The organism is Paenibacillus nasutitermitis, assembly GCF_014641075.1.
GTDB classification, from domain to species: Bacteria; Bacillota; Bacilli; order Paenibacillales; family Paenibacillaceae; genus Paenibacillus_Z; species Paenibacillus_Z nasutitermitis.
The window spans coordinates 546537-559027 of the sequence record NZ_BMHP01000001.1; the positions used below are offsets into that span (position 1 = coordinate 546537).

Genomic DNA, 12491 nt, shown 5'->3' on the forward strand with positions numbered 1-12491 from the left:
TTGAAAACACATATCTAACGTTATGCAAAAATTAAACGTTAAAGGTCGTTCGCAAGCGGTTGTCGAGCTGATCAAGCTTGGGGAATTAATTATTTGACCTTTTCCTCGCTAACCTTGCAAAGCCTTCTCGTTATAGCTTTCTTTGCCGGAAGCTAAACGTGAAGGTTTTTTGATGTGGGGAAATACCTTGAGGCGATTGCTAAAAGGACCTGTGCAGGTTGTTTGGACATCCACATAAAAAACAGGGAGCCGCCACATAGCTCCCTATTACCTGAATTTGTGAATCATCGCACTGCAAAGTGAACTACTTGTCAGTTGGCACTGCTGCATTCTCGTCGGATTCGTAAGCGATAAGAATAATATCTTCGCCTGTCGCGCGGGAAAGCTCGCTTTCGTATTGCTGCAGCTTTTTGACAGCATCGTTTGTAAGCTGGGCGGTTTTGTACGCCATAAGGGGAACCTCCTGAATTTTCGTCTTCTTCCCTATTATGGCCGAATTTTCGCCTTGCAATCATGAAGCAAACAAGGATTGGAAGGATTCCTGCAGTCAGGGGCGGATAGTCACACGCGTACGCAGCGGCACGATCTGCGCCAGAACGACCACATCTTCGTTATACATCCGGATGCAGCCGTGGGACACCAGTCTGCCGATGGAGGAAGGGTCGTTGGTCCCGTGTATCCCGTAATGGGGTCTTGACAGCCCCATCCAGAAGGCTCCGAAGGGGCCGCCCGGATTTGGCTGCTTGTTAATGATCGTATATTCGCCGGTAGGGGTCTGTGTCAGCATCTTGCCGATGCCTACAGGATATTCGTTGATGACTGTATTGCCATCAAGCAGATACAGTTTTCTATCCGAGAGATCGACTATAATCCGGTACAGAGGCATGGTTGGCTTCCCTCCTTTGATCCCATCTTATGTCGAAGTCGGGCTCAGGGCGCACAGCAAAGGCCCGGAAGCCGCATTTTTCCAAGCTTCGGGCCTTCTTAAGAACGAATTAATAGGGGCCTGCTTCATGCCCTTCCTGCTGCGCCAGCTTGACCGCCTGCTCCGGATCAGTTTGACCGCTTGTCATGCTGCTGCCGGCATGCTTCAACCCTTCGGAAACACGATGGCCGTATTCGGAATCCGCCTCGGTCAAGTTCCCGACCATGCGATCGCGAATATCGCTGTTGCATTTCTGGAAAGCATCCACCAGATTGGCAATCAGCTCGTCCTTCTCCCAAGGCTCGAAGGAACGATACGTTTCACCGGCCTGGCTGAAATTATTCGTTCGCTCGATAGGCTCATGCACCAGCTTTGCGTCATAATGCGGCTCATGATTGCCGCCAGCAGGCGTGGCTTCATGAAGTCCCCCCATACTTGAAGGCTCATAGTTGACATGCGGATTCTGTCCCGGCGCGCGATCCATATAGATCTGCATCTGTCCGCCGCTCTGGTTCGTGGCAACTTGTGTTTTCGGGGCATTGACCGGAAGCTGCAAATAGTTCGTGCCTACCCGGTGGCGCTGGGTATCGGAATAGGAGAAGGTCCTGCCCTGAAGCAGCTTGTCGTCCGAGAAATCAAGGCCATCGACCAATACCCCCGTGCCGAACGCAGCTTGCTCCACTTCGATAAAATAATCCTTGGGATTGCGGTTGAGCGTCATTTTTCCTACCGGCAGAAAAGGGAACTTGTCGGTCGGCCAAAGCTTCGTCGGGTCAAGCGGGTCGAAATCAAGTTTGGGATGCTCGCCGTCGCTCATTATCTGCACGCACAGCTCCCATTCGGGATAGTCGCCTTGTTCAATGGCTGTATAAAGATCCAGTGTGGCATGATTGAAATTAAGCGCCTGAATGCGGTTGGCTTCTTCCTGCAGCAGGTTTTTGATTCCCTGCTTCAGCGGCTCCCAGTGGTATTTCACCAGAACCGCTTCCCCATTCTGGTTCACCCATTTGTAAGTATTGACGCCGGAGCCCTGCATTTGCCGGTAATTAGCGGGGATGCCCCATGGAGAGAAGAGGAAGGTAATCATATGGGTGGCTTCCGGGCTCATCGAGACGAAATCGAAGAACCGCTCCATATCCTGCACGTTCGTAACAGGATCGGGCTTGAAAGCGTGGATCATATCCGGAAACTTTAATGGATCACGGATAAAGAAAATCTTGAGATTGTTGCCCACCAGATCCCAGTTTCCGTCCTCGGTATAAAATTTGACGGCAAATCCGCGGGGATCCCGCAGCGTTTCCGGCGAATGCGTCCCGTGAATAACGGTGGAGAAACGGACAAATACAGGCGTCTGCTTCCCGGCCTCCTGAAACAGCTTCGCCCTTGTATATTTGGAGACGGGCTCGTCTCCCGCTTTGCCGTAGGCTTCGAAAATCCCGTGTGCTCCCGCGCCCCGGGCATGAACGACACGCTCAGGCGTGCGCTCCCGGTCAAAATGGGTTATTTTTTCGAGATAATGATAATTCTCCAGTGTACTCGGTCCCCGACTGCCTACGGATCTGATATTCTGGTTATCCGTTACGGGATGGCCCTGTCGGGTTGTCAGCGTCATCGATGACGCTGTTTCTTCCTGGTTGGTGAGGTTCTTATCCACGCGTGAACCACCTTTCTGCCCTTTTCGGGTTTGCTTATTATTCCCTTTTTAGGAATAACCATTCCCGAAATAAAGGAGCAGGAGGTACCGACATAGCGGCAATCAGCACTTAGAAACCAGCGTATTTAAGGTCAGGGCTGAGTCTGTCCTTTACGCGGAGCTGGAAACACGGTTTGGGAATTTGACCACGAATAATGCGCCTTTTCCGATTTCACTCTCAACCTCGATTGTCCCGCCGTGGGCTTCTGCAATGGATTTGGAAATAGGCAACCCCAGACCTGCACCCCCATGAATGCGCGTCCGGGAATTATCGCTTCGGTAAAAGCGGTCAAATACATGGTCCAGATGCTCCTGATCAATGCCACTCCCGTTATCAAGAACGGACAACTCAGTGGCGTTTTCTGTCTGACAAAGTGTGATGCGGATGTTGCCTGTTTCCGGATGGGTATGCTGTACCGCATTATGAAACAGATTCAAGAGAACCTGCTTGATTTTATCGGGGTCGTAGTGGCCTTTTATCCCATCCGCAATTTGAAGCTCTACATGGCGGCTGCCGGCAATCATCTGAAGCTGCAGCAGCGTTTCGCGGATCAGAATATCAAGTCTGACTTCAGATAACTGCAGCTGCGGGGCGCGGTCAAGCTTGGCCAACAGGAGCAGGTCGGCAACTAGCTTGTTAATCCGCTTCGATTCCCCGTACATACTGTTCAGTGCACCTTCCAGCTTCTGCTTGTCGTAAGCCGCTCCGCGAAGCAGAACCTCCAGAAATCCATGGATGGAGGCAAGCGGCGTTCTCAGCTCATGGGAAGCATCTGCAATAAATCGTCTCATCTGCTCCTTGGTTTCCCTTTCCGCCTCAAAGGAGGTCTCCAGACGCTCCAGCATGCGGTTGAAAGACTCCGATAAACGGTCAATCTCCTCCTGGCCTTGACCCACAGGGAAACGATCCGCCAAGTTCCCGGCATCCGTTCGTTCCACTGCTTTGACCATATTGGAGAGGGGAACGAGCGTCCTTCTGAGGACAGGCAATGAAATGAACAATCCGAAGATCAGTGCCAGCAGGGATAAGGCGGAAAAAGTCAGGAGCTGCTGTATCAGCACAACCTGCAGTGAAGAGGTCAGAGAACCCATCTGAACCAGACCTTTATGGCTGTTTGGCATTCCGAGCGGGCGGAACAGAACCAGCTGCTCGGCTCCTTCATTATTTAACACAATCCGGTAGTCGACATGTTTGCCTTCTTTAAATGCGGTCATTATAGCAAGATATTCGCTTGTGGACAGCTGCGGCGACTGTATACTGCTGTTTTCCGAAAAATCCTCAAAGGCCCCTGCCGAATCGATATAAGCAAACGACGTATCGGGCGGAAACAGGAAATAGTCCCTTGGTTGCCCTATATCTGAATCGGGGGGAGGGACGGGGACATTCCCGTCGAATTCGGGCGGAAAGCCAGCGCTGCTTCCTTTATCTATCATAAACTCCATGGGCAGAGAACGGATCTGGGCTTCCATCGATTGTGCTTTATTGCGGTAAAGAAAATCCTGCATCAGAAAATATTGCAGAATCCCGATCAGCAGGAAAAGAGCAGCGAGGATGAATAAGGACCGGGCCAGCAGTTGGTTTCGCAGTGATTTCGGCGCGAATAGCCGTTTGATGCGGTTGCCGGTCGTCCTCATGGCAAATCCAGCCTGTAGCCAGCGCCTCTTAATGTGCGGATCAGCTTATGTTCCTTGTCGCCAAGCTTGTCCCGGAGCGAACGGATATACACCTCGACAATATTATCCTCTCCGCCAAAGCTGTAGCCCCAAACTTTATCCAGAATAATCGTTTTGCTGAGCACAATGCCTTTATTCAGCACCAGAAAAGTCAACAGCTCGTACTCGGTTGGTGACAGCTCCAGCACCTGCTTCTGATAGCGGATTTCCTTGCGGCTGTTGTCCAGGCGGAAGGGCCCTTCAATTACTTCTCCAAGCAGGTGCGGAAATTGATTCCGCAGACGGGCCATGATCCGGGCTAGCAGTTCGTCGAAGCTGAAAGGCTTGACCAGATAATCATCGGCTCCCAGGGTCAGTCCCTTCACCCGATCCTCCACGTCGTCCTTGGCCGTCAACATAATAATGCCGGCATGGTGGTTTTCCTTAATTCTGCGGCATGCCTCAAATCCGTCGATGCCGGGCATCATCACATCCAGTATAATAATTTGCGGCTTGCATGCGTCCGCCAGTCTAATGGCGCTCTCGCCATCTTGAGCGGTTATAATTTCAAAGCCTTCAAATGCAAGTCCCAATTCCAGGAACTGCAGTATATGCGGCTCGTCATCCACCAGCATAACGGTGATTCCCTTTTTTGGCTTCATTTCCATGCTCCTTCCTTCAGAAAACGTTGCAGCCGTTATTTATCGTCAATGACGCTTGTCCTTCTTGATGTTAACTGGTTTGGATGCGGAAGTAAACGTCAACTGCCAGTATAGGCAGCAAGGGCGTGCAGGCCTAACTCTAAAGGCGCCGGTATAAAGGGTGGACGCTGTTCTGCCTGGCAAGCACCACGGTGCGAAAAATAGTAAAGGGTCTATGTTTGTATAAAAAACAAGAGCCCTCCTCCGACCTATATGGAAAGGGCAGATGGAAAGCTCTTTTTTATGCGGCGCTCATTGGGCGTGACACCTGCCCCTATCGAAATGGGCACTCTGGTGAAAGAAAGGGTTGTTCTTCGGGCGAAATAAGTATTGTGTATTAAAAAAGATATATGATACATTATTAGATGAATAAGATGTTTTATTCGACAGGGAGTGATTTTCATTACATTGTCTGAACGACAAATGGAGATAGTCAAACTAGTAAAATTGCATGCCCCGATAACAGGCGATCAGCTGGCTGAAATGATGGGAACAGGCAAGCCTACGCTGCGTGCCGATTTATCCCTCCTGGTTATGCTAAGGCTGCTTGAGGCGAAGCCAAAGGTCGGGTATTTCCTGGGCGACGCGGGAACCGGACGCGAGCTTGCCCTTAAACGTTGGGAGGGGGTGCTCGTCCAGGATGTTCAGGGAATGCCTGTCAATGTTTCCGAGACCACATCGGTTCACGACGCCGTCATCAGCTTGTTTATGGGCAACGCTGAAGCGCTGACGGTTGTCGACGACCAGCAGCGTTTCGTAGGTGTGGCAACGGCCAGGGACCTGCTTAAGGTGACGCTCGGCAACGGCAATCCGGCTGCTATCCCGGTTAGTCTGGCGATGAACAGGCTGCCTGCCATTGCGGCATTAAAACCCGATCAGCCGCTTGTTGAGGCTGTGAATAAGATGCTGATTCATGAGCTTGACGGGCTTCCCGTTGTAACCGGGGAGGACAGCCGCTCCAATCGCGGCGAGGTGACCGGCTGGATCAGCAAGACCAGCATCCTCCGATGGATGATGGAATAATAACACATAGCAGCCAGGATTGGAGGAGGACGCAGCACTTGGATAAATTGGAGAATAAGCCCCACCGCCGCATTTACATCTGCTCGGATGCCGTCGGCGAGACCGCCGAAGCCGTGGTCAATGCGACCATGCGGCAATTTGCCAGCGAGCAAGTCAAATTAAAGCGTTTCAGCCACCTCAAATCCGAGGAGGAAATTGCCCATATTGTCGAAGAAGCAGCGCTCAGCCAAGGATTCATTGCTTATACGCTGGTCCAGCCGGAGCTGAGGGAAGCCATGAAGGAAGAAGCGCTGAAGAGAGGAGTCCGGGCAATTGATGTGTTGGGTCCGATGATGCAGGCCTTTATCGATACCTTTAACGATTCGCCCAAACGCAAACCCGGACTGCTTCATGCGCTTGACGATGATTATTTCCGCAGAATTGAAGCCATTGAGTTTGCGGTCAAATACGATGACGGAAAAGATATGCGGGGATTGCTGCTCGCTCAGGTTGTGCTGGTCGGCGTATCCCGCACGTCGAAGACGCCGCTGAGTATCTATCTGGCCCACAAAGGGATCCGGGTTGCGAACCTGCCGCTTCTGCCCGAAGTGAAGGTGCCTCCTGAACTTAAGGAAGGCAAGAAGCTGATCGTAGGACTGACCATGAGTCCGGACCATCTCAGCGGCATCCGGACGGAACGATTGAAGGCGATGGGCCTGCCGTTCTCGGCACAGTATGCTTCCATAGAACGCATTCATACAGAGCTGCAATATGCGGATATGATTATGCAGTCGCTTCGCTGTCCGGTTATTGATGTTACGGAGAAAGCGATTGAAGAAACGGCGGGGACCATAATCGGATGGCTGCAGGAACTAAGTTAAACAAATGACTCGCGAAACAGGATAAAGGGGCTGGAGGCATGGAACGCGAATTAGCACTTGAAATAGTCAGAGTTACGGAGCTTGCCGCATTGGCGGCGGCACCATGGATGGGCAGAGGGGATAAGCATCACGCCGATGAGGCTGCGACCAATGCTATGCGGGGGATGCTGGATTCCGTCTCCATCCGGGGAACAGTCGTGATTGGAGAAGGCGAGATGGATGAAGCGCCCATGCTGTATATCGGCGAGTCGGTCGGGAGCTTGCAGGGACCGGAGGTGGACGTAGCCGTCGATCCTCTGGAGGGCACGGAGCTTGTCGCCAAAGGCTTGAACAACGCGCTCGCCGTTATCGCCGTAGCGCCCAAAGGGCATCTTCTGCATGCGCCGGATATGTATATGGAGAAGCTCGCAGTCGGTCCTTCGCTTGCCGGCAAGCTCAGTATTGACGACCCGATCCGCACGACAGTGGAGAAAGCCGCGCTTGCTCTTAACAAGCAGGTGTCGGATTTGACCGTTATTTTGCTGGACAGGGAAAGGCATGGATCCTTGATCCGTACCTTGCGGGAGGTAGGCGTGCGGATCAAATTGTTATCCGATGGGGATGTGGTAGGTGCTATCGCTCCCGCGTTCGCGGAGACGGGTATTGATTTGTATGTAGGCTCGGGAGGCGCACCGGAAGGCGTGCTTGCTGCTGCCGCGCTCAAATGTCTGGGTGGGGAAATTCAAGGAAGACTGATGCCTGAAAATGAAGAACAAGCGCAGCGTTGTATCGATATGGGGCTTTCCGACCCGCGCAAGCTGCTGCGGATGGATGATATGATTGGAACGGGTGATGTTATTTTTGCCGCTACAGGCGTTACGCCGGGAGAATTTCTTAGCGGTGTGCGGATGCTGCCCGATCAGCGCGCAGAAACGCATTCCATCGTGATGCGCGCCAAAACGCGTACGATCCGCTACATCAAATCGCTGCATTATTTGCCCAATAAACCGCTGCTGGCGGATTTGAAGCATTAGGTACAGGAGAAGCAGAGCGCTTGAATGCAATCGGCGCACCTGCTTCTCATCAGAGGTTCACGTGCTTTGGCGTTGATGCTGCTTGCGGAAATCCGACGGCGTCAGACCATAGTGCTTCTTGAAGGTTTTGCTGAAGTGCGAGTAATCAGAGAAGCCCGCCTGGTAAGCGGCTTCCGTGGTCGGACATTCTCCTTGCTCCAGGAGCAGCTTGGCTTTTTCCATCCGGACACCAATCAGGTATTTGACAAAATTGATGTCCATTTCCTCCTTGAAAGACCGGCTTAGATAAGGAACCGACATGCCAAGCGAGTCGGCCACATCCTTAAGCGAAAGCTCCTCCCTGGCATAATGCTCCCCGATATACTTAACCGCTTTTAGAATATTGTTGCGGGATCCCAGATTTCGGGATCCTTTTATTTCGTCGATCATACCCTTCACGGCGTCCCGCATACGGTCGAAGCTTGCCTGATCTTCAACTGGCCATTGGCCTTCTCCGGCATAGGTGTGCGAAAGCTCGAAATGCCGTCTTTGAAGCTCGCTCTCTACTTCTCTCAGCAGGTCTTTGGCAAATTGGGCTGCGCTGTATTCATCGCTGCCGGGGTTCCTGTAATGCTCTACCACTTCCTCGATCGCCGCTCCGGCCGCCTCTTCGTTGGCAGACCAGATTTGTTCGGTTAAGTTCTTGACCATTTCCTGCTGCCGGCGAAGCCATTCCTTCTGCAGGAGCAGGCGGCCTTCGCCGTCACTCAGCAGGCTGCAGACCTGCTGCAGACTCTCTATGAACTGATCCGGATTCACCGGCTTGAGCAGGAAATCGCGTACTCCGTAACGTAGTGCCTGCTGGGCAAACTCAAAGCGTTCATGGCCGGTCAGGATGATGAAATGAATGCTTTTCCGGTTGTCTTTGGCCCTCTGGATGAAAGCAAGACCGTCCATCTCAGGCATGCAGATGTCGGTCACGATAATATCGGGATTAACGGATTCTAGCAGGTTCAAAGCCTCAGCGCCATCCTCGGCTTCGCCGGCTATGACTACAGGGAGCCCGGAGGTTTCCACGAGCTTGCGGATGCTGAGATGGATCATTCGCTCATCGTCAATTATCATCATTCTGTACATGCGTTTTCTCTCCCTCCCTGAAGTTTGGCAAGCGGATTTCGAATATAGTGCCCGTGCCTGAAGATGAATGGACGACGCGCAAGCCGAATGCCGGACCGAAAGTAAGCTGCAAACGCTGATGAACATTCATCAGACCGATGCCCGATGTTTGGTTGCCGGGGGAAAGTCCCTGCTGTCCCTGCAGGAACAGCAGGTTGAACCATTCGTGGCGTTCGGGATCCATGCCGACTCCGCGATCCTCGATAAGAACGCTGTACCAGGATTCTTCGGCCCTTCCGGCTATGCCGATATATACAGGTTTTTTGTTCTTGTATCCGTGAATGAAAGCATTCTCCACAAGCGGCTGCAGCGTCATCCGAACCGCCTCGATATGCTCTGTCAGGGATTCGTCCATATCTATCTCGACGGACAGTTTGGAGAAACGGGCCTGTTGTATGGCCAGATAGGACCGGATATGGGCCAGCTCCTCCTGCAGGGTAACGATATTCCGGGCATTTCCGATATTGTACCGGAACATATGAGCCAGGGCGGCCGTCATCCGGCTGATTTCCCGGTTTCCCTCTACGATGGCGTGCGAGTTGATGATCTCCAGCGAGTTGTAAAGAAAATGGGGATTGATATGAGCCTGCATGGCCTGCAGCGCCGATTCTTTCTGCCTGATCGTCAATTCCTGCTCTTTCAATTTGGAGGAATGGACCTCGCTGACCAGGCGCCTGAGTTCGCTTACCATCTGATAGAAGCTTTGAAATACTGATCCGATCTCATCCTTTCGCCGGCGGCTGACAGGCTGGCGCACGGTGAAGTCGCCGCTTTCCACTTTCGCCATCAGGCGCTGCAGCAGCTTCAGGGGACGTGTCAGTGAGAGCGAGAATCCGCCAACGATACCCAAGGTGAGGATCAGCATGACGGCAGCCGCAGTCAATGACAGGTTGCGCAGATAAATCAGGTTGCCGATAATCTTGTGGAGCGGGATATCTGCTACCAGTATCCACTTGGCCGCTTTGGAGAATTCGTAGATCATAAACTTCTCTTCCCCCGATTGCTGAATACGGAAATAATCCGGTCCGCCCGTACTTACCCGCTCCAGCAGCGTGTCGGATATATGCGTACCCATCAGCGAAGGGTCTGAATGGTAAACGATCTCGCCCTCAATGGTGGAGATCCATACATTGAAGCTGCCAAGCGATACATTGCGGCAAATATTCTCGATCTGCTGCAGGCTCAGATCTACGATCAGCATTCCCTCATACCGATAGGTTGTATTGCTGTGAAGTTTGCGGGCTACGGTTACGACCGGTGTCTTCCCGACTTTGCCAAGCCCGACGACCTGAAAATCATCCAGCGTATCAATCTTGGACAGATAGTCCGTGTTGCGGGCCCGGATAGGCCGCATGTCGAGCATTTCCTTAGCTGTGCTGTAATCGTTGATTTGCCGGCCATTCCTGCCAGCCACCGAAATGCCGACGATATCGCTTCGGCCGTATATCATTTGGGAGAACAGATCGTTCTCGACGTCCTCGGAAAGCTGGAAATACTGGTAGGCAGACAGAGATGGCGAATCCATGAAAGTCTGAATCAGGGCATTATTGACAAAGGGATACGTGGAGTTGGCCAGGTTGGACAGATAAAGATCAAGATATTCGTTGGTCTGTTCAATGATACGTTTATTGGTCTGGATCGCATTCTGCTCAATCGTCTCGGTGGATGATCTGTACCAGGACCAGCCAATTATAAAGAATGGAAAACAGATAAAAAAAACGATGAGAATCAGCAGCCGTTGATTGATCGAAATGGTAATCCGCTGCTTCTGCCTTTCCTCCAACGCGAGTCACCATCCCTTTACGCAGCTCTCATCCTGCTTGTGATTAGAGATCATTATAGCAAAAAAACACAAGTTGTAAATAAAAATACATGTAAGGATAACAGACATTGTTTTATACTTCAATTCATAAAGCCTCATGGAGTACAGATTACAAACGCTTTATCCTGACATCGAAAGGAGACGGAGAATCTGAAGTTCCATTTTAAGGCGTTTTAATTGTTAATTTACATTACACAGCTAACAGCAAGGAAAATGTTGGTGAACGTACAATATTTTAATCTTATGGGGGGCAATCAAGAATGGCAACAGGAAAATGGAGAGTTTTATTGCTTGCGGTTATAATCACGTTGGCCGCAGCAGCAAGCGGGTGTTCGGGAAAAAATAACAATCCTGCTGCGAACGGGGAAGGGTCAGGCGCTCCGGAAGGAAGCGGGAATGCTGCCAAGAACGAGGAGAAGGTTGATATTCTGCTTGGTTATTATTCGGACGAGAAATCAGACACGAAGATGAAGCAGTTGATTCAAACGTTCATGGAGCAGCACCCGAATATAAATGTCAAGACCCAAAGTGCGCCATACGGCCAGTTTTACCAGAAGCTCGATACACAGATCGCGGCTGGCAGCGCACCGGATGTCTGGCTTTCGGATGGCGTATATGTCATGAAATATGCCCAGCGCGGTGCGGCCAGAGATTTGACAGAATGGATCGACAGGGATTTGAACAAAGACGACTACTACGGACTGGAATACAACAAGGACGCGGATGGCCGCTATTGGGGCGTCCCGCAGGGCATTCAAGTGGGCGTCCTGTTCTACAATAAGGAGCTATTCGACAAAGCGGGAATCTCCTATCCAACCGAAGAATGGACCTGGGAGGATCTGAAAACCAACGCGGCCAAGCTTACATTGGATGCCAAAGGCAAAACCGCGGACGAAACAGGCTTTGATGTCAATAATGTCAATCAGTTCGGGCTTACCTTCTTCAGCATTACCGAAGGCTGGTTCTCGGTGATGAAGGCTTATGGCGGTGGCGTGCTTGACGACACGGTTACCAAATCCATTATCGACACCCCCCAGAACAAGCAGGCATTCGAATGGATGGTTGACGGGATGAAACGCGGCATTATTACCGATCCCGTGGACCTGAAAAGCTTTCAGAGCAATACGGCCGTATTTCCAAGCGGCTCGGCTGCCATGCGCATTGGTTTGTATGCACGGGTGCTGGCTGCCAATGAATCTGGACTCAATTACGATGTGACGCTCCTTCCGAAAGGGCCGGACGGCAATCGTGCGGCGCCGGTCATCGCTAATTCATGGGTTGTAAATGCCAAATCCAAGGATGCTAAAGCGCAGGCAGCTTGGGAATGGGTCAAATACTGGGCAACCCAGGATGATGTTCAGAAGCAGTGGGGAGAGCTTGGTGAAGCGATTCCTGTCAAGAAATCCGTTGCAAGCTCCGATGTTTTCCTGAAGGCAACCGAGCAGCCGGCCAACCGTCAGGCATTCCTCGACAGCCTGGATTTCGCCAAAACGCTCGATGTTAATGCTGTCTGGGAAGAATGGGTCGGCAAATTCAATGAGAATGCGCAGCGGGCCTTTCTGGGCGATGTATCGATCGATGATGCGCTGAAGCAAGCCAATACTGATGTACAGAAGGTTCTGGACGATTTCTACTCCAAAAAATAA

11 protein-coding genes and 1 pseudogene are annotated in these 12491 nt (G+C 51.7%); 5 read left to right on the plus strand and 7 right to left on the minus strand.

The window, feature by feature from the left end; all coding sequences use genetic code 11:
- Nucleotides 1-7 precede the first annotated feature (7 nt).
- Nucleotides 8-97: pseudogene (locus IEY46_RS02275) on the plus strand (LuxR C-terminal-related transcriptional regulator); the annotation flags it as partial.
- 207 nt (nucleotides 98-304) lie between these two features.
- Here the strand turns inward: IEY46_RS02275 and IEY46_RS02280 are convergent.
- The 5 genes from IEY46_RS02280 to IEY46_RS02300 all read right to left on the minus strand — a co-directional run bounded on the left by IEY46_RS02280 (nucleotide 305) and on the right by IEY46_RS02300 (nucleotide 4933).
- A complete protein-coding gene (locus IEY46_RS02280; protein WP_188988730.1) occupies nucleotides 305-451 on the minus strand; it encodes a hypothetical protein in 147 nt (48 codons plus the stop codon).
- A 96-nt stretch (nucleotides 452-547) separates the two neighbouring features.
- The gene (locus tag IEY46_RS02285; protein ID WP_188988732.1) at nucleotides 548-886 is read right to left on the minus strand and encodes a L,D-transpeptidase; all 339 of its coding nucleotides are present in this window, start codon (nucleotides 884-886) and stop codon (nucleotides 548-550) included.
- Nucleotides 887-995: 109 nt separating this feature from the next.
- Nucleotides 996-2537, minus strand: a complete 1542-nt coding sequence (locus tag IEY46_RS02290) for a catalase (RefSeq protein ID WP_188991617.1) — start codon at nucleotides 2535-2537, stop codon at nucleotides 996-998.
- Between the two features lie 192 nt (nucleotides 2538-2729).
- Complete coding sequence (locus IEY46_RS02295; protein WP_188988734.1) at nucleotides 2730-4253, minus strand: sensor histidine kinase; 1524 nt, start codon at nucleotides 4251-4253, stop codon at nucleotides 2730-2732.
- Nucleotides 4250-4933: a response regulator transcription factor gene (locus tag IEY46_RS02300; protein ID WP_188988736.1), complete on the minus strand. Its 684-nt coding sequence runs from the start codon at nucleotides 4931-4933 to the stop codon at nucleotides 4250-4252. The genes IEY46_RS02295 and IEY46_RS02300 overlap by 4 nt, the downstream gene beginning before the upstream one ends.
- A 447-nt stretch (nucleotides 4934-5380) precedes the next feature.
- On the opposite strand from IEY46_RS02300, the gene IEY46_RS02305 reads away from it, so the two are divergent.
- From IEY46_RS02305 to glpX, 3 genes are read left to right on the plus strand one after another with little or no spacing between them, the layout of a single operon-like run.
- Nucleotides 5381-5995 carry a CBS domain-containing protein gene (locus IEY46_RS02305; RefSeq protein ID WP_229750013.1) on the plus strand — a complete coding sequence of 205 codons (615 nt, stop codon included), beginning with the start codon at nucleotides 5381-5383 and terminating at the stop codon, nucleotides 5993-5995.
- A 47-nt stretch (nucleotides 5996-6042) separates the two neighbouring features.
- Nucleotides 6043-6855, plus strand: coding sequence for a pyruvate, water dikinase regulatory protein (locus IEY46_RS02310; protein WP_229750194.1), 813 nt, complete (start codon nucleotides 6043-6045; stop codon nucleotides 6853-6855).
- A gap of 38 nt (nucleotides 6856-6893) precedes the next feature.
- Nucleotides 6894-7868 (plus strand): class II fructose-bisphosphatase, encoded by a 975-nt coding sequence (glpX, locus tag IEY46_RS02315; protein ID WP_188988743.1) that lies wholly within the window; start codon nucleotides 6894-6896, stop codon nucleotides 7866-7868.
- Nucleotides 7869-7925: 57 nt separating this feature from the next.
- On the opposite strand, the gene IEY46_RS02320 is transcribed toward glpX, so the two are convergent.
- Together IEY46_RS02320 and IEY46_RS02325 are read right to left on the minus strand one after the other, a co-directional pair.
- Nucleotides 7926-8984, minus strand: a complete 1059-nt coding sequence (locus tag IEY46_RS02320) for a response regulator (RefSeq protein ID WP_188988744.1) — start codon at nucleotides 8982-8984, stop codon at nucleotides 7926-7928.
- A complete protein-coding gene (locus IEY46_RS02325) occupies nucleotides 8962-10806 on the minus strand; it encodes a cache domain-containing sensor histidine kinase (protein WP_188988746.1) in 1845 nt (614 codons plus the stop codon). Before IEY46_RS02325 ends, IEY46_RS02320 begins: the two co-directional genes overlap by 23 nt.
- A gap of 299 nt (nucleotides 10807-11105) precedes the next feature.
- Between IEY46_RS02325 and IEY46_RS02330 the strand changes: the two genes are divergently transcribed.
- A complete protein-coding gene (locus tag IEY46_RS02330; RefSeq protein WP_188988748.1) occupies nucleotides 11106-12491 on the plus strand; it encodes an ABC transporter substrate-binding protein in 1386 nt (461 codons plus the stop codon).

Excerpts from the sequence above, each read along its gene's own strand:
- IEY46_RS02290 (WP_188991617.1), bottom strand. The coding sequence starts at position 2,537 with ATGACGCTGACAACCCGACAGGGCCATCCCGTAACGGATAACCAGAAT.
- glpX (WP_188988743.1), top strand. The coding sequence starts at position 6,894 with ATGGAACGCGAATTAGCACTTGAAATAGTCAGAGTTACGGAGCTTGCC.
- IEY46_RS02295 (WP_188988734.1), bottom strand. The coding sequence starts at position 4,253 with ATGAGGACGACCGGCAACCGCATCAAACGGCTATTCGCGCCGAAATCA.
- IEY46_RS02285 (WP_188988732.1), bottom strand. The coding sequence starts at position 886 with ATGCCTCTGTACCGGATTATAGTCGATCTCTCGGATAGAAAACTGTAT.
- IEY46_RS02300 (WP_188988736.1), bottom strand. The coding sequence starts at position 4,933 with ATGAAGCCAAAAAAGGGAATCACCGTTATGCTGGTGGATGACGAGCCG.
- IEY46_RS02280 (WP_188988730.1), bottom strand. The coding sequence starts at position 451 with ATGGCGTACAAAACCGCCCAGCTTACAAACGATGCTGTCAAAAAGCTG.
- IEY46_RS02330 (WP_188988748.1), top strand. The coding sequence starts at position 11,106 with ATGGCAACAGGAAAATGGAGAGTTTTATTGCTTGCGGTTATAATCACG.
- IEY46_RS02320 (WP_188988744.1), bottom strand. The coding sequence starts at position 8,984 with ATGTACAGAATGATGATAATTGACGATGAGCGAATGATCCATCTCAGC.